The following is a 22,239-nucleotide window of genomic DNA, read 5'->3' as shown; positions in this document are numbered from 1 at the left end:
TGTAGACAGGCAAAAAGAAACCCGGTGCAACGCAAATCGCACCGGGTTTTTTGTTGCCAGCCAACAGCGGATGTCGTGGATCCGCCGTCAACCTTGAACTCCGTATCAGGCGCGTTCCAGCGCCAATGCCACGCCCTGACCGCCGCCGATGCACAAGGTCGCCAGACCTTTCTTGGCATCGCGCTTGAGCATTTCGTGCAGCAATGTCACCAGTACCCGGCAACCTGATGCGCCGATCGGGTGGCCGAGGGCGATGGCGCCGCCGTTGACGTTGACCTTGTCCAGATCCCATTGCAGGTCCTTGGCCACGGCCAGCGATTGCGCAGCGAACGCTTCGTTGGCTTCGATCAGGTCGAGCTGGTCGATGTTCCAGCCGGCCTTATCGAGGCAGCGGCGGGTCGCCGATACCGGGCCGATGCCCATGATCGCCGGGTCGACGCCAGCGTTGGCGTAGGCAGCAATCCTGGCCAGAACCGGCAGGCCCAGCGCTTTGGCTTTCTCGGCACTCATCAGAATCACAGCGGCGGCACCGTCGTTCAGCGACGAGGCGTTGCCAGCGGTGACGCTGCCGTCCTTTTTGAACGCCGGACGCAGTTTCGCCAAGGATTCTGCGGTGGTATCGCCGCGTGGCTGCTCGTCGACCTTGAACGCGACAGGATCGCCTTTGCGCTGCGGGATCAGGATCGGCGTGATTTCATCAACGAAGCGCCCGGCCTCGATCGCAGCGGCAGCTTTCTGCTGGGAAGCGGCAGCAAAGGCGTCCTGCTGTTCGCGGCTGATCTCATACTGTTCGACCAGATTCTCGGCAGTGATGCCCATGTGGTAATCGTTGAACGCATCCCACAGGCCATCGCTGATCATGGTGTCGACGATTTGCGCGTGGCCCATGCGCAGACCGGTGCGCGCGCCCGGCATGATGTAGTTGGACAGGCTCATGTTTTCCTGACCGCCGGCGATGATCACCTCGGCGTCGCCGCAACGGATCGCTTGCGCGCCCAGGTGCAGAGCCTTGAGGCCCGAACCGCAAACCTTGTTCAGGGTCATGGCCGGTACGGCATGGGGCAGGCCAGCCTTGATCGCGGCCTGACGTGCCGGGTTCTGGCCGGCGCCAGCGGTGAGCACCTGGCCCATGATCACTTCATCGACCTGCGCACCGTCCAGACCGGTCTGCTCGAGCAATTGGCGGATCACCGCCGCGCCCAGGTCTACTGCGGATACATTGGCCAGGGAGCCCTGAAAACTGCCGATCGCGGTACGCGTGGCGGCAACAATGACGACGTCTTGCATGTGCGAATTCCTCACTGGGCAGCGAACTGCATTTCCGGTACGTGATCCGGGACGATCAGTTTACCAGCGGTTTTGGCGACGATTTCCTCAACACTGACGCCAGGTGCGCGTTCCTTGAGGACAAAAGCGCCATTTTCGATTTCCAGATAGGCGAGGTCGGTCAGCACGCGCTTGATGCAGCCGGCACCGGTCAGCGGCAGGCTGCATTTGGCCAGCAGCTTGGACTCACCGTCCTTGGACGCGTGGGTCATGATGACAATGATGTTGTCGGCGCCGGCCACCAGATCCATCGCGCCGCCCATGCCCTTGACCAGTTTGCCGGGGATCATCCACGAAGCGATGTTGCCTTCAACATCCACTTCAAAGGCACCAAGGACGGTCAGGTCGACATGGCCGCCGCGGATCATCGCGAAGGATTCGGCGGAATTGAAGATCGACGCGCCGATCCGAGCCGTCACCGTTTGTTTACCGGCGTTGATCATGTCGGCATCGATGGTTTCTTCGGTCGGGAACGGGCCCATGCCGAGCAGGCCGTTTTCCGATTGCAGCATGACTTCCATGCCTTCGGGGATGTAGTTGGCGACCAGGGTCGGAATGCCGATGCCGAGGTTCACGTAGTAGCCGTCCTGCATTTCGCGGGCGACGCGCTGAGCCATTTGTTCGCGGGTAAGTGCCATGTTGTTGTTCTCCGTAGGCCTGAATTATTTGCGGATGGTGCGCTGTTCGATGCGTTTTTCGAACGTGCCGCAAATGACCCGGTCGACGTAGATGCCCGGGGTGTGGATCTGCGTCGGGTCGAGTTCGCCGGGCTCGACGATTTCTTCGACTTCGACCACGGTGATCTTGCCGGCGGTAGCGGCCAGTGGATTGAAGTTCTGCGCGGTGTGACGGTAAACGACGTTACCGAAATGGTCGGCCTTCCAGCCTTTGACGATGGCGAAGTCGCCGGTGATGGATTCTTCCATCAGGTACTTGCGGCCCTTGAACTCGCGCACTTCCTTGCCTTCAGCAACCGGGGTGCCAACGCCAGTGGCGGTGAAGAACGCCGGAATGCCAGCGCCGCCCGCGCGCATTTTTTCGGCCAAGGTGCCTTGCGGGGTGAGGATGACTTCGATCTCGCCCTTGAGCAGTTGCTCTTCGAACAACTTGTTCTCGCCAACGTAAGAGGCGATGACCTTGCTGATCTGGCGGTCGGTGAGCAGCACGCCAAGGCCGAAACCATCAACGCCGCAGTTGTTGGAAACCACGGTGAGGTCACGCGTGCCCTTGCGCTTGATCTCGGCGATCAGGTTTTCCGGAATGCCGCACAGACCAAAGCCGCCGGCGATGACGGTCATGCCGTCTTCCAGCCCGGCCATCGCTTCCTCGTAGGAATACACACGCTTGTCGAAACCTGCCATAGGCACCTCTTTTATTATTTGCGGGCGGCTGGCTAGCCGAATGACTGGAGTGTCTCTCTGCGGAATATATTTGTTAAGTTGATTTTTACGGTTGATTGATTGATAAAGCTCACTAATACGCGTTCGGCGATGATCGTTCCCACGCTCTGCGTGGGAATGCCTCCAGGGACGCTCCGCGTCCAGTGACGCGGAGCGTCACGGGCTGCATTCCCACGCAGGAGCGTGGGAACGATCAGGGCCATCGCATCACGGCTTGCAGCTTGACGCATGCAGCTTGCAACTGGAGCAAAGCGACCATGACCATCAAACAGATCCGTGCCTTTCTCGCCGTGGCCCATAGCCTGAGCTTCGCCGTGGCCTGCGAGCGTCTGCACCTGTCGCAGTCAGCGCTGAGCCTGACCATCAAAGCGCTGGAAGAGGGCCTGGGCGGGCGCCTGTTCAGCCGCAACACGCGTAACGTGGCGTTGACCCCGGAAGGCGAGTCCCTGCTGCCGCTGGCGCGCCGCTTGATCGCCGATTGGGACAACGCCGAAGACGAGATGCGCCAGCGTTTCAGCCTGCAACGCGGACGCGTGACGCTGGCGGCGATGCCGTCATTTGCCGGCAATCTGCTGCCGCCGATTCTCAAGAGCTTCCGCGCGCGTTATCCGAACGTCAACGTCACGGTCAACGACGTGATCAACGAGCAAGTGCTGGAAATGGTCCGCGATCGTCAGGTTGAACTCGGTGTGGCGTTCGCGCCGATGCAGAGCACGTCGATGACATTCACCCCTTTGTATGTCGATCGCTTTGTCGCCGTGGTGCCGGCCGATTCAGCGCTGGCCGGTCGCGCCGACATCGATTGGCAGACTTTGCTGCAGGAACCGTTCATCACCCTGCAGCGGCCATCAACGGTGCGGGTGATGCTGGAAGAGCATTTGCAGGCGCGCGGAATGAAGTTGCCGGTGGAATTCGAGAGCCATCAATTGGCGACGGTCGGGCGAATGGTTGCCAGCGGGCTTGGGGTCAGCGCGGTGCCGGCATTGTGCGCGGGGCAAATGCGTGAGCTGGGCGCGCATTGCCTGACCTTGAATGATTCTGTGGAGCGGGCGATTGGCGTGTTGACCGAGCCGGGCAATGAACTGTCGGCGGCGGCGCAGGCGCTGTTCGAGATTCTCAAGGCGGAAGATTTGCAGCGCCAGTTCGATTTCCCCCTCACCCCAGAAGCGCGGAAACAGAGCGCCGAACGCTGATTCAGTGTGGGAGCGAGCCTGCTCGCGAAGAACGATAATGCGGTCTAAGCCTTGGCCACGCGCCACAGATACCAGGCCGCGACCGTCCGATAAGGCTTCCACGCCTGGCCAATCTCGATCATCTGTTTGCGCGTCGGCTGCACCTCCAGTCCCTTCAAGCGCCGATATCCCTCACGCACGCCAAAATCATCCGCCGGCAGGATGTCCATGCGTTCGAGGCTGTAGATCAACAGCATCTCCACGGTCCAGCGGCCGACGCCGCGCAAACTGGTCAGGCGTTCGATCAGGGTTTCATCGTCCATCGCCCGTGCAGTCGGGTAATCGGGCACCACGCCGTCCAGCGTCGCCTGGGCAATCCCTTGAATCGTCGCGATCTTGCTCGCTGAAAAGCCACAAGCACGCAGTCGCTCGACCTCGGTAGCCAGAATCTGCTGCGGACGCGGAAACGCCTGGCCGGGAAACAACCCCACTAAACGCCCAAGGATCGCATCGCCGGCCTTGGCGTGCAGTTGCTGATAGGCAATCGCCCGGACCAGCGATTCATAGGGATCGCGCGCCGGATGTGGCTGATGCAGGCACGGGCCGACGGCGCTGACATGGCGCAGCCAATCAGCGTCTATCGCGGCCAGAAAAGCGCTGGCCATCTCATACGTGTCAGCCATGTTGCGGTGATACGGACGTACTCATCGAAATCCCTGTTTGCGCGTTGGATCGCATGGCTCAAAAAGCCAATTGTTGAGTCATTTGCAGCGCGGCGTTTTCCAGCCTGAGCAGGAACGCCTTGCGCGGTTGTCCGCCACCATAACCGGTCAGCGAGCCGTCTGCGCCGATCACTCGGTGGCACGGGACCACGATCGACAGGCGATTGTGCCCGTTGGCCAGGCCGACGGCACGGCTGGCGCCGGGTTTGCCCAGGCCTGCCGCGATGGCGCCGTACGTGCTGGTGTGGCCATAGGGGATTTGCAGCAGCGCCGCCCACACCTCACGGGCAAAAGCGCTGCCGGGCAGGTGCAGCGGCACGCTGAACTGAGTGAGTTTGCCGGCAAAGTAATCCGCCAGTTGCACCTCGATCTGCTGCAAGTGGGCGTTGTGACCCGGCGCAACCGCGTAGCCATAACGGTTCTGCAGCGCTTCGACTTCACGGGTCAGCGCCGGGCGATCGAGAAATTCCAACAACACCAGGCCACGACGCTCGGCCATGGCGATCATCGGCCCCAGCGGCGTGGTCAGGCGAGTGAACAGCAACGGTTCACTATTGGCCGCGCGGCCCGGGGTGATGTGGAAGGACTTCTGAAACGCATCGCGAAAACCGCTGAGCGACTCGTAGCCGGAGTCGAACGCCGCGTGATCGATCGACGTGCCTTGCCTGATCCCGCCCAGAGCCATGCCGAGGCGCCGTGTGCGCAGCCAGGCGTGGAAGGTCATGCCAAAATGCTGCTTGAACCAGCGCCGCAGTTTCAGCGGTTCGATGCCCTCGGCGAGCAACTGCGCATCGCTCCAGCGCCGTTCGGGATCGGCGTCCACCGCATTGAGCAGGCGCTGCACCCAGTCCGGGGCGATGGCTGCTGCGTCCAGCGGTTTGCAGCGCAGGCAGGCGCGGTAACCGGCGCACAGGCAATCGTCGGCGTGGGCGAAGAATTCGACGTTCTCCGGTTTCGGCTTACGCGCCGTGCAACTGGGGCGGCAAAAGATCCCGGTGGTTTTCACGGCGGTGAAGAACACGCCTTCATAGGCAGTGTCGCGCTCGAGCATGGCGCGAACCATTTCGGCGTGGGGCGGCAGGACAGCGGCTGGTATGTTCATGGCCAGAGAGTAAATCCGCTTTGTCGATGGCTCCACCGAAAAATCGACAGTGAATTTTTTCCCTTGTGCAGCACAATGGGCGGGTCGCCGCTTTCGAGGAAGCCAACCCATGCATCCGTTTTCCATTCAGCGCATCGATCACATCGTTCTGCGCGTCGCCGACCTGCAACGCAGCATCGATTTCTACGCCAAGGTGTTCGGCGCCGAAGTGGTCAGGCATAACCAGCCGCTGGGGCTGGTGCACCTGCGGGCCGGTACGTCGATGATCGATCTCGTCGATTTGGCGGGCGAACTCGGGCGCAAGGGCGGCGGCGCCGCTGATGCGCACAAGCGCAACGTCGATCACTTCTGTCTGCGCATAGAACCGTTCGACGAAGCCGCGCTCATCGCCCATCTGCAATCGTTCGGGCTGACCGTTGAACAAGCCGCCAGGCGTTTCGGCGCCGAGGGTTACGGCTTGTCGCTTTACTGTTTCGACCCGGACGGCAATCAGGTCGAACTCAAAGGCCCGTCCGAGAGCGATCAGCCAGCGGTTTCCTGAAGCAGCAGCTCGGTGACTTGCGCCAGAGCCGAGCGGCCGTTTTGCGCTTGTTCAGACGCCAGATGGAACAGCGCCAGTTGCCGATCGGCGCTGGTGCCGCTGTCGATCATCGCCCGGGCACGTTCGAACAACTGCGCCGCGCCCAGTGTCTGCGCCGTCTCGGCAAAGCGCTGCTCGGCCAGCCCCAGCCACTGCGCGAGCGAACAGTCGCCGTCGATGCCTTCGACCAAAAAGCGCGCATGAATCCCCTGATGTTTGGCGCGCCAGCGATTTTCCTCCAGCATCGAACGCGCGGTCTGGTCGTACAACAAACCGGGCCGCCGCTGCGCACTGGCATGAGCCACCAATACGCGGAAAAACGCCGCCAGGGTCAGCGCATCATCGACCCGAGGGCAAGCGTCGGTCATGCGCAGTTCCAGGGTCGGAAAACGCGCCGCCGGGCGCATGCCCCACCAGCACTCGCCGGGCTGGCTGATCGCGCCGATGCGCATGAGAAACGCCAAGTGTTCGTCGTAATGGCGCTGATCGGCAAACAGCGGCGGGATGCCCATGCGTGGCCACTCGTCACACGCGGTCTGCCGATAGCTCATGAAGCCGCTGGCGGCGCCATCCCAGATCGGCGACGAACAGCTCAGCGCCAACAGCAGCGGCGTCCAGGGCAGCACTTCGTTCATCACGGCGATGCGATCCAGCGGCTCTGCCACCTCGACGTGCACATGCAGGCCCGACAACACGCTGCGGCGGGCGACATGGCCGTAGCGTTCGAACAGATACCGGAAGTGTTCCTCGTCGGTCGGAACCTGCTCGCGCCAGTCGGCCAGCGGATGACTGCCGGCGCTGAGCATGCCCAGAGCAAATGGCTCCAGGGCCGTGCGCAAGGCCTGACGGCTGCCACGCAGAAAATCACTGGCGTGTTCGAAATCGCTGAATACCGGCGAAGCCACCTCGATCTGGCCCTGAAACATCTCTGTGGCAAACCACACACCCAGCGCCGCCCGGCAAGCCTCGATGGCCTGTGGCGGCGGACTGCCGACCATGCGCAGGCTCTGCAGGTCAGTGAGAAAGTACTCTTCCTCAATGCCGAATCGCGGGTGGCTCATGACAGTGCTCGAGCAAGTGTTTCTCTTGAGAACCGTCCGCCGTTGCGGTGGTTCACGCCGGGCGACCAGTGCCCCGCGAATGCACCGTTGGTCTTGTACATTGCACTTGAGCGGCCGGGGCGTTTCCAAACAAGTCCGATCAACGTGTTCTGGAGGCACACATGAGCAACCCATCCAGCAACGACAAAGCGCTTAACCAAACCGTCAATCCCAACGACGACGGCTTCGCCATCGGCACGGCCGGGCGTGATGAAGACCCCAACGCCACCACCGACTGGGATGTCAGCCGTGACAACGAAGATGTCATGACGCCGGACGATACCCGCGGTCTGCCCGGTTATCCCGGCGCCGAAAAAAACAATCCTTCGAAACCCGTTGTCGACAGCAGCGTACCGGCCAACGGCGATCCATCGGTGCAGAACGACGGCGCTGATTGAGGTGGTCAGCAGTGGCAGGATAATGGCGTCGGTCGAACTTTTCTGATCCGGCGCCACTCTGAACCTGTCATAGGGTCGCAGTTCGACAGAAAAAACGCTTCGGCAGGCAGAAAAAGCTGCGTGGCGTGATAAATTCCCCCCACGTCGAGCCCACCCAGAATGGCCCCTGCCGGGTCCCACCAAGAGCGATCTACATGCAAGCAAAGGCCCGTGAGGTTTATGTGCCACCGGTGCTGCAAGATCTGCGGGCCGGCACAGCCGAACTGCACATCGCACTGGAAAAACGCCTTCCTTTTTTCTCCGACACCCTCGATACCCCCGCTTTCGAGCGCTTGATGCAGGCCTATTACGGGTTCTATCAGCCACTCGAACAGGCTTTGCTCGCCAGTGGCGCGGTCCCGGACGATTTCAATCTGCTGCCTCGTCTGAAGGCTGACACCCTGCGCGCCGACCTGCGCGCACTGGGGGCAACCGCTGATGATTTGCCGCTGTGTGAAGATCTGCCAGTCATTGACTCCAGCGCCGCTAGTCTCGGCGTTTTGTACGTACTCGAAGGCGCGACTCTCGGCGGGCAGATCCTGCGTCGGGAGATCGCCGCGCGGCTGAATCTGGACGCCGACAATGGCGCTGCCTTCCTCGATGTCTACGGCGCGGCCACCGGGCGGCGCTGGCGCGAGTTCATCGAATACCTGAGCAACCGGCCCATGGCGGCCAGCGAACGCGCGGCCGTGGTCAGCGCAGCACAAACCACATTCAGCTGTTTCGAGCAGTGGCTCGAGCGCCAGGAGGTACTGGCATGAACCCGCAAGACCCACAAGCCTTTGAAGAACTGCTGGCCAACTGTGCCGACGAGCCGATCCGCTTTCCCGGCGCGATCCAGCCCCATGGTCTGCTGCTGACCCTGACCGAGCCTGCGCTGCAGATCATTCAGGTCAGCGCCAACGTTGCAACCCTGTTGGCCCGCGCGCCCGAATCCTTGATCGGCCAGCCGCTGCACAGCCTGATCGGCGCCGAACATACCGCGCACGTGCTCGAAGCCTTGCAGCAGGCAGCGTTTTCCGAGGCGGCGCCGCTGCGATTCGAGCTCAACGGCACTGAATTCGAAGGTTTGCTGCACCGCCATCAGGGCGTGCTGATTCTCGAGCTGGAAATTCATGTGAAGAATTTCCAGCCGCGCAACGTCGCCGGGGTCAGCACTCACTTGGGTCGCATGCTCCAGCGCCTGCAAGCGGCGACCACGCTGCAGGCCCTGTACGACATCAGCGTCAAGGAAATCCAGGCGATGACCGGTTACGACCGGGTGCTGATCTATCGTTTCGAGGAAGAGGGCCACGGTCAGGTCATCGCCGAAGCGTCCGATCCGTCGATGGAAGTGTTCAACGGTCTGTTTTTCCCTGCTTCGGACATTCCCGAGCAGGCGCGCGAGCTGTACCGCACCAATTGGCTGCGGATCATCCCCAACGCCGATTATCAGCCGGTGCCACTGGTGCCGAAGCTGCGCCCGGACACGCAGACGCCGCTGGACCTCAGTTTCGCCACGCTGCGCAGCGTCTCGCCGATTCACTGCCAGTACATGAAGAACATGGGCGTGCTCTCGTCGATGAGCATTTCCCTGCTCAAGGGCGACAAGCTCTGGGGCCTGATCAGCTGCGGCAATCGCCAGCCGCTGCACGTGCCGCATGAATTGCGCATGGCTTGTCAGACCATCGGCCAGGTTCTGTCGCTGCAGATCAGTGCCATGGAAACCCTTGAACTGACCCGCCAGCGTGAAGAGAAGGTCGAAGCGCTGGCGCGGCTCAATCAGGCGATGGTCGATTCGCCGCAAAACGTTTTCGACGGCCTTGCCCAGCAGCCAGCAACGCTGATGGCGCTGGTCAATGCCGGCGGCATCGCGATCATCGAAGACAAGCAATTGCACCGTTATGGCAACTGCCCCGAGCCGGAAGCGATCCGTGCATTGCACAAGTGGTTGCAGGCGCGCGGCGAGCCGGTGTTTGCCAGCCATCACCTGTCCAGCGTTTACCCGCCGGCGGCGCAGTATCAGTCGGTAGCCAGTGGTGTGCTTGCCATGAGCCTGCCGAAACCGGTGGACAACGGCGTGCTGTGGTTCCGTCCGGAAGTGAAGGAAAACATCAATTGGAGCGGTGACCCGCGCAAGCCGCTGGATCTGGAAAACTCCGACGCCGGGATGCGCCTGCGTCCGCGTACCTCGTTCGAAATCTGGAAAGTCGAGATGGCCGGGATCTCCACCAAGTGGAGCCACGGTGACCGGTTCGCCGCCAACGATCTGCGCCGTTCGGCGCTGGAAAACGATCTGGCCCGTCAGGTACGTCGTGAACAGGAGGCGGTGCAGGCGCGCGATGATCTGGTAGCGGTGGTTTCCCATGACCTGCGCAACCCGATGACGGTGATTTCCATGCTCTGCGGCATGATGCAGAAAGCCTTTAGCTCGGAGGGCGCGCACACTTCGCGGCGGATTTCCACGGCGATCGACACCATGCAGCAGGCCACGGCGCGGATGAATACGCTGCTGGAGGACCTGCTCGATACCTCGAAAATCGATGCCGGACGTTACTCCATCACCCCGCAGGCGCTGGTGGTCGGGCACATCTTTGAAGAGGCCCAAGCGTTGCTGTCGCCTCTGGCCCATGACAAGGATATCAGCATTTCCTTCCAGGCCGATCCTGACCTGCGCATCCACGCCGACCCCGAGCGGCTGTTTCAGGTGCTGTCGAACCTGGTCGGCAACGCCATCAAATTCACCCCGCGCATGGGCACCGTCGGCGTACACGCTAAATCGGTGGGCGACGAGATCGTGTTTATCGTGCGTGACAGTGGCGAAGGCATTCCCAAGGAGCACTTGCCGCATGTGTTTGATCGTTATTGGACGATGAAGGAAGGCAACCCGACCGGAACGGGCCTGGGTTTGTACATCACCCAAGGCATCGTCGAAGCCCACGGCGGACAGATCGTCGCCGAGAGCGAGCCGGGGCAGGGCAGCGAATTCCGCTTCACCGTGCCGCGCCTGGCCTGAGTGCCCCTTGTAGGTTTCGATCGTTCCCACGCTCTGAATGGGACGCAGAGCGTCCCGGGCTGCATTCCCACGCAGAGCGTGGGAACGATCAGATTCGCAGCCTCAGGGTCATTTTCTTCAATACCGCAAATCCCCCGCTCGCTACCGTAGCCACCTCGTTCCTCGTTTGAAGCAGGTGTGCAATGAGTCTGATTCTTTCCATGGCGGCGTTTGCCCTCGCCGCATCCATCACCCCCGGGCCGGTCAATATCGTCGCCTTGAGTTCAGGCGCGCAGTACGGTTTCCGCGCCAGCCAACGGCATGTCGCCGGGGCGACGCTGGGTTTTGTGCTGTTGCTGGTGCTGATGGGCCTGGGCCTGCATGAGGTCTTGCAGTTGTGGCCATTCATGACCCGCGTGGTGCAATGGGCCGGGGTGGCGTTTCTGTTGTTCATGGCCTGGAAACTGGCCAGCGATGACGGCCAGTTGAACACCAGCGAATCCGGCCGCGCGCCGTCGATGCTCTATGGCGCGGTGATGCAATGGCTCAACCCCAAGGCCTGGCTGGCATGCGTGGCCGGAATGGGCGCATTTGTCGCCGACGGCGAGGCGCGGCTGGTCTGGCAATTTGCGGCGGTGTATCTGGTGATCTGCTATGTGTCGGTGGGCTGCTGGGCGTATGCCGGGACGTTTTTGCGCGGGTATCTGAGCAATGCAGCGGGGATGCGCTGGTTCAACCGGTTGATGGCGTTGTTGCTGGCGGTGAGTGCGGGTTATCTGCTGATCACCTGATTTGCTGTAGGAGCTGACGAGTGCAGGGGTTTGCATGTACGGGAGATAAAAGTCAGCCGCGATACTGCCCCGGCGTTGCCGCCAGATGTTGTTTGAACGCTCGCTGAAAATGCGCCTGATCGGCAAACCCGGCCTGGAGCGCGACATCGGCAATCAACTGGCCACTGCGCAAGCGCTCGCGGGCGAACTGGATGCGCTGGTTGACCAGGAAGGCATGGGGCGTCATCCCGTAACGCTGCCTGAACGCACGAATCAGGTATGACGGCGATAGCTGCGCCGCCGCGCAAATTGCCTCGAGGCTCAGCACTTCGGTGCAATGTCCACGGATGAAATCAGCGGCGCGCTCCAGCTTGAAATTCGGCTCGGCAACGGGCTCGTCCGCCGGATTCAGGCGCCCCTGCAAATCACTGAAAAACTCAACCGCTGCGCTGTGTTTCGCCAGCGCCTCCAACTGGTCGTCGAGCAGAACCTCATACAACCCCATCAACTTGCCGAACAGCTCGGCATCAGCCAGATGCGTGTCGGAAAATCGCCGGAATTCCAGCTCCCCGGCAAACCCCAGTTGATGCTGCAAATCCGTCAGCCACGGCGTTTCGACATACAACATCACATACGACCAAGGCTGATCATCGATCGGATTGCAGGCGTGCACATCGCCGGGATTCATCAGCACCACGGTGCCGGCCGCCACTTCATACTGCGCTTGCTCATGCACATAGGTACTGCGCCCGGCGGTGATTGCGCCGATGGAAAAGTGCGCATGGGAATGCCGCGCATAACAGACTTCACGCCCATCCGCGATGGCCCGCGCCTCGATGAAGGGCAGGGCGTCGTCGCGCCAGAAGCGCGGGGCTTTCTCGGGGTTTTTCGCTGTGGCGTGTTTCATCGTGATCGTCCCGGCAGGTCAGCGCCCTGAGTGTATTAGCTCTGGCCAGCGAATGCCCGTTGCAGTGTCGCCACATCAAGCTTTTTCATCTGAAACATCGCCTGCATTGCAGCACCGACTGTTATAGGCTCTGGGGGCGTGACACCACGAGCGCGATGGAGCTGAACCATGACTGCATTTACCGGCGGATGCCTGTGCGGCGATGTGCGTTTTCAAGCCTCTGGCGAGCCTTACCGGGTCGGGCTGTGCCATTGCCTGGACTGTCGCAACGTCCACGGTGCGCTGTTTCATGCCTCGGCGATTTTTCCTGCAGACGCGGTGACGATTACCGGCGAAACCCATGAGTACCAGGGGCGGCACTTTTGTCCGCGCTGTGGTTCTTCGGTGTTCAACCGCAGTGGTGATGAGGTCGAGGTGAACCTCGGCGCGCTGGATGCGCCGGATCAGTTGAAGCCGACCTATGAGAGCTGGATTGTGCGGCGTGAATCGTGGCTGCCGGATTTTCCGCTGGCCAGGCATTACCGTGGTGATCGTGAAGGCAAAGGGCGGGCAGAGGGGTAGGGGATTGATTCAGCCTTCAGCACGCTTGCGATTTCTGTGGGGGCGAGTCTGCTCGCGATAGCTATCTCAAAGATACGAATGAATAGCGGATCTACCTTGACCCCTGTGGGAGCTGGCTTGCCAGTGATGGCGGCCTTCCAGCCGACTGGTCTCTGGCGGATATACCCAATTTCAACTGTGGGAGCGAGCCTGCTCGCGAAGGCGTTGGGTCAGTCAATACGTAAGTGGCTGAACGAACGCTTTCGCGAGCAGGCTCGCTCCCACAATTTGTTTTGTGGTATCCGCTGCTATGGGTACATCCTCAGCTCTGTCAGCCGCGAATAAACGCCAACAAATCCGCATTGATGGTTTCAGCCTGCGTCGTCGGCATGCCATGCGGGAAGCCGGGATACGACTTCAGCGTGCCGTTGGGCAGCAGTTTCGCCGATAACGGTCCGGAGTTGGTGTAGGGCACGATCTGGTCATCCTCGCCGTGCATGACCAGCACCGGCACGGTGACTTTTTTCAGGTCTTCGGTGAAGTCGGTCTGCGAGAACGCGACGATGCCGTCGTAATGCGCCTTGGCGCCGCCGATCATGCCCTGGCGCCACCAGTTGGCGATGATCCCTTCCGCCGGCTCGGCGCCCGGGCGGTTATAGCCGTAGAAAGGTCCGCTCGGCACATCGCGATAGAACTGCGCGCGATTCGCCGCCAACTGCGCTTGAAAGCCATCGAACACCGATTTCGGCAAACCGCCGGGGTTGCTTTCGGTCTGCACCATCAACGGTGGCACGGCGCTGATCAAGACGGCTTTGCTGACCTTGTCCTGACCATGTCGGGCGATGTAATGGATCACTTCGCCGCCGCCGGTGGAATGGCCGACATGCACCACGTTGCTCGTACCCAGATGATTGACCACCGCCAGCACATCGTCGGCGTAATGGTCCATGTCGTGGCCATCCCAGACCTGGCTGGAGCGCCCGTGTCCACGTCGATCATGGGCAATCACCCGAAAGCCCTGCGCGAGAAAGAACAGCATCTGCGCATCCCAGTCATCGGAACTGAGCGGCCAGCCGTGGTGGAAGTGGATCACCGGCGCGTCGCGCGGGCCCCAGTCCTTGTAGAAGATATCGACGCCGTCTCGAGTGGTGACAAAGCCCATATTCGTTACTCCTGACCTGTGATGGACAACCGCGATGTACGCGGACCGTTTGCGCAGAGGTACGACGACTCAGTGCGAGCCGTTATCAACTGTAGGAGCAATGCCGGGGTCTGCATGACCGCTGGTCACAACGTCTGGCTTCAAGCGCAAATTAGGCTTTGCTGAAAGGGATAAGCGCGGGCGTCCGTAGGTTTTTGCGATCACAGCGACGTCCCTTCGCACCACCGTGAGCCTGAGGAAATCCGCCGATGCTGACCCTGAATATCAATGGCAAGGATCAGGAGCTCGATGTCCCCGCCGACATGCCGCTGCTCTGGGTTCTGCGCGACGTCGCGCACCTGACCGGGACCAAGTTCGGTTGTGGCATGGCCCAGTGCGGCGCCTGCACCGTTCACGTCGACGGCGCGCCATTACGTTCCTGTATCACCCCGGCGACTGCGGTCGCCCACGGGCAGAAAATCCTCACCATCGAGGGCTTGTCCAGTGATGGCTCGCACCCGGTGCAGCAGGCCTGGGCCGAGCTGGACGTGGTGCAGTGCGGTTACTGTCAGTCCGGGCAGATCATGTCCGCCGCCGCGTTGCTGGCGAAAATTCCCAAGCCCACCGACAGCGATATCGATCAGGCGCTCTCCGGCAATATCTGCCGCTGCGGCACCTATCCGCGCATACGCGCTGCGGTCAAACGCGCCGCCGAAATCGGCTGAGTCATTCTCTGGGAGAGGAACGATGAACAGTCCCGTATCGCGTCGCGGGTTTCTCAAGGGCAGCGCACTGTTAAGCGGCGGCTTGATGGTGGCGTTCGTGGTGCCCGGGGCCAATCGCTTTGCCCGCGCGGCAGAAAATCAGAACAAGACCTTCGCGCCCAACGCGTTCCTGCGCATCGCGGCGGACAACAGCGTCACCGTGCTGCTCGGCCATTCGGAAATGGGCCAGGGCATCTGGACCGGCCTGACCATGCTGATCGCCGAAGAACTGGACGCCGACTGGTCGAAAATCCGCGTTGAGCACTCGCCAGCCTCGGCGGCCGATTACGGCTTGCCGGCATTTGGCGGCATGCAGATCACCGGTGGCTCGACCTCGACCTGGATGGAATTCGACCGTTATCGACTCGCCGGAGCGACGGCGCGGCAGATGCTGGTGGAAGCGGCGGCGAAACGTTTCGACGTCGCGCCCTCGGCGATTCGCACGGAGTCCGGCGTGGTCATCGCCGGAGACCAACGCGCGACCTACGGCGAACTGGCCGATGCCGCCGGGCAACTGCCGGTGCCGGATCCGAAAACCATTACCTTCAAGGAAGCCAAGGACTGGAAAGTCATCGGCAAACCGACCAAGCGCCTCGACACCCCGGAAAAGATCACCGGCCGCGCCAGGTTCGGCATGGACGTGCAGTTCGAGGGCCTGATGACCGCGATGGTCGCCCGCGCCCCGGTGTTCGGTGCCACGGTGAAATCCTTCGAAGGCGCCGCAGCGCTGGCGATTCCCGGCGTGCACAAGGTGGTGCAGGTGCCCAGCGGCGTGGCGGTGGTGGCCGAGCATTTCTGGGCGGCGAAGCTGGGCCGTGATGCGCTCAAGGTTGACTGGGATCTTGGGCCGCTGGCCGACATGAGCAGTGAAAAACTGCTGGAGAGTTTCCGCAAACTGGCGGCGACGCCGGGCACTTCCGCTACGCAGGCGGGGGACGCCAAGGCCAATTTCGGCAAATCCGCGAAGAAAATCGAGGTCGAATACAGCGTGCCGTATCTGGCCCACGCGCCGATGGAACCGCTCAATTGCACGGTGAAAATCAGCGCCGGCAAATGCGAGATCTGGACTGGCACGCAATTTCAGACGCTGGACCAAATGGTCGCCAGCAAGATTACCGGGCTCAAGCCCGAACAGGTCGAGATACACACCGAATTCCTCGGCGGTGGTTTCGGTCGCCGCGCCAATCCGACTTCGGATTTCGTCGCCGAAGCCGTGCAAGTGGCGAAAGCGGCGGGCCTGCCGGTGAAAACCGTGTGGGCGCGCGAAGATGACATTCGCGGCGGCTACTACCGCTCGATGTACCTGCACAAGGCGCAGGTCGGACTGGGCGCTGATGGTTTGCCGATGAGCTGGCAGCATATGCTGGTCGGCCAGTCGATCATGGCCGGGACGATGCTTGAGGCGACGATGGTCAAGAACGGCATCGATGCCACCTCGGTCGAGGGCGTGGCCGACAGTCCGTACATCAAGGATCTGCCTCATCATCAGGTCGACCTGCATTCGCCGCAGACCGGCATCAATGTGTTGTGGCTGCGTTCGGTGGGCCATACCCACACGGGTTTCGTCATGGAATCGCTGATCGATGAACTGGCGACGGCGGCGGGCAAGGATCCGGTGGAGTACCGGCGAACGTTGCTAAAGGCGCACCCGCGCCACCTTGGCGTGCTCAATCTGGCGGTGGAGAAGGCCAACTGGGGCGCGCCGTTGCCGGACGGGCATGCTCTGGGCGTGGCGGTGCACGAGTCGTTCGGCAGCTACGTGGCGCAAGTGGCGGAGGTTTCTCAGGACAATCTGGCGATCCGCGTGCATCGGGTGGTCTGCGCGGTGGACTGCGGCATTGCAGTGAATCCGCAGAGCATCGCCGCGCAGATGGAATCGTGCATCACCTTCGGTCTCGGCATGGCCTTGCACAGCAAACTCACCGTCAAGGACGGCGGCGTCGTGCAGTCCAACTATCACGATTATCAGGTGTTGCGGCTCAACGAAATGCCGGTGGTGGAAGTGCATATCGTCCCCAGCAGCGAGAAACCCGGCGGCATCGGTGAGCCCGGTGTGCCACCGACCGCGCCGGCCGTGGCCAACGCCGTGTTCGCCTTGACCGGGCAACGCCTGCGCGAACTGCCGCTGCAACTGTCGGGGGTGTGAGATGAAACGACATCTTGTGTTGGGCACCGTCGTGTTGCTCGGTCTCGGTGGCTACGCCTCGGACCTGTTTGCCGAGGATCAGGAAGCTCTGAAAGCCTTTGGCACGGTGCAGAAAGTCTTTCAGAGCCCGCGCTGCCAGAATTGCCACATTCCCGGCGATTCGCCGTTGCAGTTCGCCGCCGGCATCCCCCACGCGATGAGCGTGGTGCGCGGCATGGACGGCAAGGGCGCCGCCGGTTTGCCTTGCGCGACCTGCCACGCCGAAAGCAACCCGCCGGCCAGTTACGGCCCTCACGCGCCGCCGGGTGCGCCGCACTGGAGCCTGCCGCCGGCGGCGCACAAAATGGCCTGGATCGGCCTGCCCTCGGACAAGCTCTGCGCGATGATCAAGGACCGCGCGAGCAATGGCGACCGGGATTTCGCCGCGCTGTTAAAACACGTCAGCGAAGACAAACTGGTGCTCTGGGGCTGGAATCCCGGGGCAGGGCGCGCACCGGTGCCAGTGCCGCACGATATTTTCGTCGCGCAATTCAAACTCTGGGCCGATGCCGGCGGGCCGTGTCCGGTGGCGCAAATGTGATGCCCCGACGATTAAGCGCTACGCTGAACGCATGACTGTCTACGGAGTGTGCGCATGCTGGTGCCCGGAAAACCTGCCAATGAAGCTGCACGTATCGACGCGCTGCATGGCCTCAACCTCGACTCGGCGCCGGAGGAGCGCTTCGATCGTCTGACGCGGCTGGCCAAGCGCTTGTTCAACGTGCCGATCGCCCTGGTCACGCTGGTCGACACGGATCGCCAGTGGTTCAAGTCCTGTGTGGGTCTGGATGTCAGCGAGACGTCCCGCGATGTCTCGTTCTGCGGTCATGCGATTCTGCAGAACGAGCTGATGCTGGTGCCCGATGCGCTGGAAGATCTGCGCTTCCATGACAATCCGCTGGTTACCGGTGCGCCGAATATTCGCTTTTACGCCGGGTACCCACTGACCGTGCCGGACGGTAACAAAATGGGCACCTTATGCCTGATTGATACCAAACCTCGCCATCTTGATGACGAAGAGCGCGCGCTGCTGCGTGACCTCGCGGAGATGGCCGAGCAAGAGTTGATGGCGGTGCAGATGGCGAGCATGGATGAGTTGACGCTGTTGTCCAATCGCCGTGGTTTCAAGCAACTGGCCCAGCATGCACTGGATGCGTGCGCGCGCTTGAACCGGCCGGCGACGCTACTGTTTTTCGACCTCAACGACTTCAAGCAGATCAACGATCTGTACGGCCATGCCGAAGGCGACAGTGCGCTGAAGACCTTCGCCGATGTGCTGCGCATTGCCTTTCGCGAAAGCGACGTGGTCGGACGCCTGGGCGGCGATGAGTTCGTCGCATTGCTGACTGGCTCCAGCCACGTTGAAACCACGCGGATCATGGCGCGGCTCAAGGAAATCCTCGAAGAGCGCAACGCCACGCTGCACCGTGGTTACGCGATTCGTTTCAGCGTCGGCCAGATCGAATACGACCCCACGCGCCACGAAACCGTTGATCGGCTGCTCGCCGATGCGGATGGCGCGATGTATGCGCACAAGCAAGCTCTGAAAGGCTGTTAGCACCGGCACCATCGCGGGCGAGCCAGCTCCCACAGACTCCCTTGAATCCCGTGGGAGCGGGCTTGCTCGCGATGGCGGTGGGTCAGGCAATTTGATGCTGGCTGGTCGAATGTCTTCGCGAGCAGGCTCGCTCCCACAGGTTTCGATGGCGCGGAGGATTTTTCAGTTCAGCACCATCTCTGTGGGAGCGAGCCTGCTCGCGAAGGCGTCAGCCGATTCATCGCCGGATTCGCCAGTGCTCAGCGCTTGGGCGGGCTCAGCTTCTGGTAGAACGCCAGCCACTTCTCGTGACTGGCCGCGGCATCCTCGAGTTCGGGCATGCGCAACGCGTCTTGCAAGGCTTTCGCTTCATAAGCATCGAACAGATGCCGGACGGCGGTGCTGGCAATGGCGTTGACTGTGTTGGAGGCGAAGGTATCGGGCACGGCGGTGCGTGCCTGTTGCGCCAGTGGTGCGCCCTCAATATCGAGGCGAGTAATGAACGCCTTGCAGGTGGCGTTCAAGCGAGGCTGCGAGCCGTTTTTATAGGCTTCGGCGTCGAGGGGCAGCGTTTTCGCCGCTTCTTTCGCCACCGAGGGTTTGAGTAATGCAATGTCGATATCGCGACGCAGCACCACTTCATCTCTGCTGGTGAAAATCTCGAAGACTCTGGTTGGCCGCCCATGCAGCAGTGCCAATATGCCAAACGGCGCCGTGCCGGCCTTGGCAAGTTTGTCCGTGGCTGCCGATACTGGCCGCAGGGCGAGCAATTCCAGCGTGTTGTCTTCGAGGTCGAGCCGTTGCGCCAACGGCAACCGGCAGAATGCTTCCTTGAGAATCGCGACATGCGCGTCCTTCATATGCTTGAGGCGCGCCGCCAGCGTTGCATGAAAAGCGCTTGCCACGTTGTTCAGTCTGGGCAGCGAGGCAATCATCGATGGCAGTTGCAATTGTGCATTGCTCGATTGCCATCCCTGCATGTCACCCGTTAGCTTGCCGGCGATGTGTAATTGGCTCAGGGAATAATGTGGTCCGGTTGTATCAGCGTCCGAGGCTGGAACAAACAGTGCCTTCTCTGTCAGGTGAGGGGAATCAGCGAAGATCTTGCGCAGATCCGCGAGGGCAATAGTGGCGGGGGTGGGCGGTGACGACAGGAAGGCCCGGCGGTAAAAATCGTAAATCAGACGATTGTGGTTGCGAAAGAGCAGATCGGCTTGCTTGAGCGTGCCGGCGTCATAGACCGTGACTTGAAAATCGGCATCGCGCTGGATCAGCCCTCGTGCAACCGCCCAGTCCACTACGACCGAGGCACACGGCTCCTCGCGCAGAAACTTGTAGAAATCAGCCGGCGCCGGGCCTTTCGTCAGCTCGCGCAATTGCTCGTAGGTCATCAAGCGCGCCGCGCCCGGCAGGCGTCTTTCGATATACAGCACGACCTGTTTCAGCCTCACCCAGCGCAGGCAACTCATATAAGGCAGTGATCGAGGAATGCCCCGGAGGAGAAACTCCGGCGAGATGCCGGACAATAACAGGTGGGTCGCCAATGTCTTGTTCTTGACCAGTGCGAGTTGGGGTTGCCGGTCGATGAACCGGCGCACTTCGTCATAACTGTCGCCCCAGAAATCACTGCCCTCCAGGCGCTGGGCGACGATTCGGTTTATATCCTCACCGGCGCTCGGTTCCAGGTTGAGAATCAATGCAGCGAGCAACAGCCGTTCGCGGTTGGTGGCCAGAAGGCGTTTTTTGTGAGACGGCGCTCCGAGGTTCTTCACCAACTGATTGCCCAGCGTCCGTGCGCGCGACGTGATCAGGATACGACTGATCAGGTAGTCGGCTTTTGCCTTGAGGGTATTGAGCGGCAGATCGGTGTCGACCCCTTCACTGAGGTAGTCGATCAGTGGCGGCGAGTCTTCGGGCAAAAAAGCCTGGGTGGTGTCGATGATGCTCTGACGTTGCTGCGCGGTGAACCGCTCGGTCTTCGTCCAGGGTTGACCCAGCAGATACCACTGATTCATGTGCCCGGGACGCATGTGCAGATTGATCTTGTCCCATTTCGCCAGGGAGAGGGCTTGCTCGACAGTTTTTGGCAACGGTAGCTCGTAGAAACGCAACATCTGCCCGAGGGTGACTTTACCGCTCGAGCGCAGGGCGCCGCCGGCTTCGCCTGCCTGAGCTTTAAGCTGGTCGCGATGAAGTTTCAGATCGGAATGTTTTTCCACCTCAGTCGTCAGGTTGACCCAGCCTTTGGCGCTGGCCGTGCCGACATGGCCGGACTCGGTCACCAGCAATTGACTGTCGGCGGGTAACCCGTGCTGTTGCAAGATGGCTTGAAAATCCGCATTGGAGCTGAATATCTGCAAGCGCTCCTGGCCCAGCGCCATCTGCACCGCGAGCGTGGAATGCGGATGGGGCTCGCTGAATTCCTCGTAATCGATTCTGGCTTTGGGTGCCTTGTTCCAGCTCAAAACTTCCAGGCGTCGCACAATATGCCGGGCGTCCTCCAGATCGCCGAAGTCTTCGCGATAGCTGCGGATGGGGGTGCCGGTCTGCACGTAATCACTGACGTAGGGCAGCTCAGGCCAACTGTGCTGTCGCAGGCGTTGCGCAAGCGCTCTGGCTTGTCCCGCATCTTCCGGCAGCGCAAATTCATAGCGACGCAGCAGCTCGCCCAATTTCAGGCGCGGGCCTCTGACAGGAGCGGAAACAGACGCCGAAGCAAGCGTTACCGGCGTATCGAGAAAGCCTCGTTGCTCGAACGGATCGCTCGCCAGCAACACCGCATCGATTCGATCGGCGATCGCCCTGAAATCCTCCAGTTGCGCGTTGCGTTCCTTCACCACAGCCGACGTGCTGTGGCCGTTTTCATCGATGGCAGCCAGCCCGCTTTTCTTCAGTTCGGTGAGGATGACGCGGGCCTGAATCTGGTTTTGCGGTTCCGGGTAACCGTAGAACGCCAGCACCACTTGCCGTGGAAAGCGATACAGCGGGTTGGCGGACTTGCCGCCGATATAAGGCAGGCCCAACCCGGCAGGGTCGATGCGTTGGGAAATCGATTGCAGCATCGGCGCCACCTGCCACCAGCCAGAGTCGTCCTCCAGGGTGAAGGTGCGTACGTCGGAGGTGCCATTCGCTGGTGTGCGCGCTTGCAGAATGTCGCCTTTGATTTGCAAGGTATCCAGGTCGATGTGAAAGCCACTGGCCCAGTCGAGAAACTCAGGGCGTTCGAGGGCGGTCCAGTAAAGCTCCATCCATTCGCGCAGCAGGCATGGACGAGGAACCTCCAGCGTGCGCGCCGGCGTGGCGGCGGTGACCACCGGTACGGCGGTCAATTCTGCGATGAGATTGTGGATCAGCGTCTGTTCATGTACCGGTGTGTCGTTCATCTGCGCCTCCCTGGCGGCTGATAAGCATCGAGCGGCGAGTATCAAAGGCAGGGCAGGGTCGGTGGCGGTACATATGTAGTGCGGCGACCTTTTCTGCTGGCATAAAAAAACCCGCCGGATCGCAGACTGTGTGAAAACGCACTGACGGCGGTTCCAGCAAACGCCCCGACTTGTTCGGGGCGTTTGCTTTTGTGCTCAC

At 61.4% G+C, this 22,239-nt stretch carries 21 protein-coding genes and 1 pseudogene; 11 read left to right on the top strand and 11 right to left on the bottom strand.

What is annotated here, in order from left to right:
• Positions 1-105: 105 nt before the first annotated feature.
• The 3 genes from AAEZ10_RS25820 to AAEZ10_RS25810 are packed head-to-tail and all read right to left on the bottom strand — an operon-like array spanning position 106 to position 2,687.
• Positions 106-1,287, bottom strand: coding sequence for an acetyl-CoA C-acetyltransferase (locus tag AAEZ10_RS25820; protein WP_350571554.1), 1,182 nt, complete (start codon positions 1,285-1,287; stop codon positions 106-108).
• An 11-nt stretch (positions 1,288-1,298) separates the two neighbouring features.
• Entirely contained in the window at positions 1,299-1,964 is a 666-nt protein-coding gene (locus tag AAEZ10_RS25815; protein ID WP_016774134.1) for a CoA transferase subunit B, read from the bottom strand.
• A 24-nt stretch (positions 1,965-1,988) separates the two neighbouring features.
• Positions 1,989-2,687, bottom strand: coding sequence for a CoA transferase subunit A (locus tag AAEZ10_RS25810; protein ID WP_016774135.1), 699 nt, complete (start codon positions 2,685-2,687; stop codon positions 1,989-1,991).
• A 296-nt stretch (positions 2,688-2,983) separates the two neighbouring features.
• Here AAEZ10_RS25810 and AAEZ10_RS25805 point away from each other — a divergent pair, with 296 nt between their 5' ends.
• Positions 2,984-3,919 carry a LysR family transcriptional regulator gene (locus AAEZ10_RS25805; protein WP_110645842.1) on the top strand — a complete coding sequence of 312 codons (936 nt, stop codon included), beginning with the start codon at positions 2,984-2,986 and terminating at the stop codon, positions 3,917-3,919.
• Positions 3,920-3,963: 44 nt separating this feature from the next.
• Here the strand turns inward: AAEZ10_RS25805 and AAEZ10_RS25800 are convergent, their stop codons facing one another.
• Both AAEZ10_RS25800 and AAEZ10_RS25795 read right to left on the bottom strand, forming a co-directional pair.
• A complete protein-coding gene (locus AAEZ10_RS25800) occupies positions 3,964-4,581 on the bottom strand; it encodes a DNA-3-methyladenine glycosylase family protein (RefSeq protein ID WP_110645841.1) in 618 nt (205 codons plus the stop codon).
• A 58-nt stretch (positions 4,582-4,639) separates the two neighbouring features.
• On the bottom strand, positions 4,640-5,722 hold the full coding sequence (locus tag AAEZ10_RS25795; RefSeq protein ID WP_350571551.1) for a bifunctional transcriptional activator/DNA repair enzyme AdaA: 1,083 nt from the start codon (positions 5,720-5,722) through the stop codon (positions 4,640-4,642).
• Positions 5,723-5,831: 109 nt separating this feature from the next.
• On the opposite strand from AAEZ10_RS25795, the gene AAEZ10_RS25790 reads away from it, so the two are divergent.
• Complete coding sequence (locus AAEZ10_RS25790) at positions 5,832-6,263, top strand: VOC family protein (protein WP_071171832.1); 432 nt, start codon at positions 5,832-5,834, stop codon at positions 6,261-6,263.
• On the opposite strand, the gene AAEZ10_RS25785 is transcribed toward AAEZ10_RS25790, so the two are convergent.
• Entirely contained in the window at positions 6,245-7,363 is a 1,119-nt protein-coding gene (locus tag AAEZ10_RS25785) for a carboxylate-amine ligase (protein ID WP_350571549.1), read from the bottom strand. The two genes, AAEZ10_RS25790 and AAEZ10_RS25785, sit on opposite strands and share 19 nt — an antisense overlap.
• A 161-nt stretch (positions 7,364-7,524) precedes the next feature.
• Here AAEZ10_RS25785 and AAEZ10_RS25780 point away from each other — a divergent pair, with 161 nt between their 5' ends.
• The 4 genes from AAEZ10_RS25780 (at position 7,525) to AAEZ10_RS25765 (ending at position 11,604) form a co-directional block, all read left to right on the top strand.
• On the top strand, positions 7,525-7,800 hold the full coding sequence (locus tag AAEZ10_RS25780; protein WP_071171834.1) for a hypothetical protein: 276 nt from the start codon (positions 7,525-7,527) through the stop codon (positions 7,798-7,800).
• Between the two features lie 194 nt (positions 7,801-7,994).
• Complete coding sequence (locus AAEZ10_RS25775; protein ID WP_071171835.1) at positions 7,995-8,600, top strand: biliverdin-producing heme oxygenase; 606 nt, start codon at positions 7,995-7,997, stop codon at positions 8,598-8,600.
• Positions 8,597-10,834 (top strand): ATP-binding protein, encoded by a 2,238-nt coding sequence (locus AAEZ10_RS25770; RefSeq protein ID WP_350571546.1) that lies wholly within the window; start codon positions 8,597-8,599, stop codon positions 10,832-10,834. Before AAEZ10_RS25775 ends, AAEZ10_RS25770 begins: the two co-directional genes overlap by 4 nt.
• A 182-nt stretch (positions 10,835-11,016) precedes the next feature.
• Positions 11,017-11,604, top strand: coding sequence for a LysE family translocator (locus AAEZ10_RS25765; protein ID WP_073475320.1), 588 nt, complete (start codon positions 11,017-11,019; stop codon positions 11,602-11,604).
• 52 nt (positions 11,605-11,656) lie between these two features.
• On the opposite strand, the gene AAEZ10_RS25760 is transcribed toward AAEZ10_RS25765, so the two are convergent.
• Positions 11,657-12,490 carry an AraC family transcriptional regulator gene (locus AAEZ10_RS25760; RefSeq protein ID WP_350571544.1) on the bottom strand — a complete coding sequence of 278 codons (834 nt, stop codon included), beginning with the start codon at positions 12,488-12,490 and terminating at the stop codon, positions 11,657-11,659.
• Between the two features lie 35 nt (positions 12,491-12,525).
• Positions 12,526-12,603 (bottom strand): annotated as a pseudogene (locus AAEZ10_RS25755) (VOC family protein); the annotation flags it as partial.
• Between the two features lie 55 nt (positions 12,604-12,658).
• On the opposite strand from AAEZ10_RS25755, the gene AAEZ10_RS25750 reads away from it, so the two are divergent.
• Positions 12,659-13,051: a GFA family protein gene (locus tag AAEZ10_RS25750; protein WP_350571542.1), complete on the top strand. Its 393-nt coding sequence runs from the start codon at positions 12,659-12,661 to the stop codon at positions 13,049-13,051.
• Between the two features lie 310 nt (positions 13,052-13,361).
• On the opposite strand, the gene AAEZ10_RS25745 is transcribed toward AAEZ10_RS25750, so the two are convergent.
• Positions 13,362-14,192 carry an alpha/beta fold hydrolase gene (locus AAEZ10_RS25745; protein WP_350571540.1) on the bottom strand — a complete coding sequence of 277 codons (831 nt, stop codon included), beginning with the start codon at positions 14,190-14,192 and terminating at the stop codon, positions 13,362-13,364.
• 248 nt (positions 14,193-14,440) lie between these two features.
• On the opposite strand from AAEZ10_RS25745, the gene AAEZ10_RS25740 reads away from it, so the two are divergent.
• From AAEZ10_RS25740 to AAEZ10_RS25725, 4 genes are read left to right on the top strand one after another with little or no spacing between them, the layout of a single operon-like run.
• A complete protein-coding gene (locus tag AAEZ10_RS25740; RefSeq protein ID WP_007937751.1) occupies positions 14,441-14,896 on the top strand; it encodes a (2Fe-2S)-binding protein in 456 nt (151 codons plus the stop codon).
• A 22-nt stretch (positions 14,897-14,918) separates the two neighbouring features.
• A complete protein-coding gene (locus AAEZ10_RS25735) occupies positions 14,919-17,081 on the top strand; it encodes a xanthine dehydrogenase family protein molybdopterin-binding subunit (RefSeq protein ID WP_282387411.1) in 2,163 nt (720 codons plus the stop codon).
• A 1-nt stretch (position 17,082) separates the two neighbouring features.
• On the top strand, positions 17,083-17,661 hold the full coding sequence (locus AAEZ10_RS25730; protein ID WP_350571537.1) for a hypothetical protein: 579 nt from the start codon (positions 17,083-17,085) through the stop codon (positions 17,659-17,661).
• Positions 17,662-17,715: 54 nt separating this feature from the next.
• Entirely contained in the window at positions 17,716-18,678 is a 963-nt protein-coding gene (locus tag AAEZ10_RS25725; protein WP_071171843.1) for a sensor domain-containing diguanylate cyclase, read from the top strand.
• Between the two features lie 239 nt (positions 18,679-18,917).
• Here the strand turns inward: AAEZ10_RS25725 and AAEZ10_RS25720 are convergent, their stop codons facing one another.
• Positions 18,918-22,040 carry a hypothetical protein gene (locus AAEZ10_RS25720; RefSeq protein WP_350571535.1) on the bottom strand — a complete coding sequence of 1,041 codons (3,123 nt, stop codon included), beginning with the start codon at positions 22,038-22,040 and terminating at the stop codon, positions 18,918-18,920.
• Positions 22,018-22,239, bottom strand: a 222-nt coding sequence (locus AAEZ10_RS25715; protein ID WP_350571533.1) for a hypothetical protein, incomplete at its 5' end; no start/stop codon positions are given. The genes AAEZ10_RS25720 and AAEZ10_RS25715, both read right to left, overlap by 23 nt.

This window comes from Pseudomonas sp. H26/SER47-MNA-CIBAN-0231 (genome assembly GCF_040310465.1).
GTDB lineage: Bacteria > Pseudomonadota > Gammaproteobacteria > Pseudomonadales > Pseudomonadaceae > Aquipseudomonas > Aquipseudomonas atacamensis.
Note: the sequence above shows the minus strand (reverse complement) of the source record. Positions and strands in the feature narration are given on the sequence as shown.

What these genes read in the sequence shown, in the direction of transcription:
- AAEZ10_RS25820 (WP_350571554.1), bottom strand. Translation starts at nt 1,287, where the DNA reads ATGCAAGACGTCGTCATTGTTGCCGCCACGCGTACCGCGATCGGCAGT.
- AAEZ10_RS25815 (WP_016774134.1), bottom strand. Translation starts at nt 1,964, where the DNA reads ATGGCACTTACCCGCGAACAAATGGCTCAGCGCGTCGCCCGCGAAATG.
- AAEZ10_RS25810 (WP_016774135.1), bottom strand. Translation starts at nt 2,687, where the DNA reads ATGGCAGGTTTCGACAAGCGTGTGTATTCCTACGAGGAAGCGATGGCC.
- AAEZ10_RS25805 (WP_110645842.1), top strand. Translation starts at nt 2,984, where the DNA reads ATGACCATCAAACAGATCCGTGCCTTTCTCGCCGTGGCCCATAGCCTG.
- AAEZ10_RS25800 (WP_110645841.1), bottom strand. Translation starts at nt 4,581, where the DNA reads ATGGCTGACACGTATGAGATGGCCAGCGCTTTTCTGGCCGCGATAGAC.
- AAEZ10_RS25795 (WP_350571551.1), bottom strand. Translation starts at nt 5,722, where the DNA reads ATGAACATACCAGCCGCTGTCCTGCCGCCCCACGCCGAAATGGTTCGC.
- AAEZ10_RS25790 (WP_071171832.1), top strand. Translation starts at nt 5,832, where the DNA reads ATGCATCCGTTTTCCATTCAGCGCATCGATCACATCGTTCTGCGCGTC.
- AAEZ10_RS25785 (WP_350571549.1), bottom strand. Translation starts at nt 7,363, where the DNA reads ATGAGCCACCCGCGATTCGGCATTGAGGAAGAGTACTTTCTCACTGAC.
- AAEZ10_RS25780 (WP_071171834.1), top strand. Translation starts at nt 7,525, where the DNA reads ATGAGCAACCCATCCAGCAACGACAAAGCGCTTAACCAAACCGTCAAT.
- AAEZ10_RS25775 (WP_071171835.1), top strand. Translation starts at nt 7,995, where the DNA reads ATGCAAGCAAAGGCCCGTGAGGTTTATGTGCCACCGGTGCTGCAAGAT.
- AAEZ10_RS25770 (WP_350571546.1), top strand. Translation starts at nt 8,597, where the DNA reads ATGAACCCGCAAGACCCACAAGCCTTTGAAGAACTGCTGGCCAACTGT.
- AAEZ10_RS25765 (WP_073475320.1), top strand. Translation starts at nt 11,017, where the DNA reads ATGAGTCTGATTCTTTCCATGGCGGCGTTTGCCCTCGCCGCATCCATC.
- AAEZ10_RS25760 (WP_350571544.1), bottom strand. Translation starts at nt 12,490, where the DNA reads ATGAAACACGCCACAGCGAAAAACCCCGAGAAAGCCCCGCGCTTCTGG.
- AAEZ10_RS25750 (WP_350571542.1), top strand. Translation starts at nt 12,659, where the DNA reads ATGACTGCATTTACCGGCGGATGCCTGTGCGGCGATGTGCGTTTTCAA.
- AAEZ10_RS25745 (WP_350571540.1), bottom strand. Translation starts at nt 14,192, where the DNA reads ATGGGCTTTGTCACCACTCGAGACGGCGTCGATATCTTCTACAAGGAC.
- AAEZ10_RS25740 (WP_007937751.1), top strand. Translation starts at nt 14,441, where the DNA reads ATGCTGACCCTGAATATCAATGGCAAGGATCAGGAGCTCGATGTCCCC.
- AAEZ10_RS25735 (WP_282387411.1), top strand. Translation starts at nt 14,919, where the DNA reads ATGAACAGTCCCGTATCGCGTCGCGGGTTTCTCAAGGGCAGCGCACTG.
- AAEZ10_RS25730 (WP_350571537.1), top strand. Translation starts at nt 17,083, where the DNA reads ATGAAACGACATCTTGTGTTGGGCACCGTCGTGTTGCTCGGTCTCGGT.
- AAEZ10_RS25725 (WP_071171843.1), top strand. Translation starts at nt 17,716, where the DNA reads ATGCTGGTGCCCGGAAAACCTGCCAATGAAGCTGCACGTATCGACGCG.
- AAEZ10_RS25720 (WP_350571535.1), bottom strand. Translation starts at nt 22,040, where the DNA reads ATGAACGACACACCGGTACATGAACAGACGCTGATCCACAATCTCATC.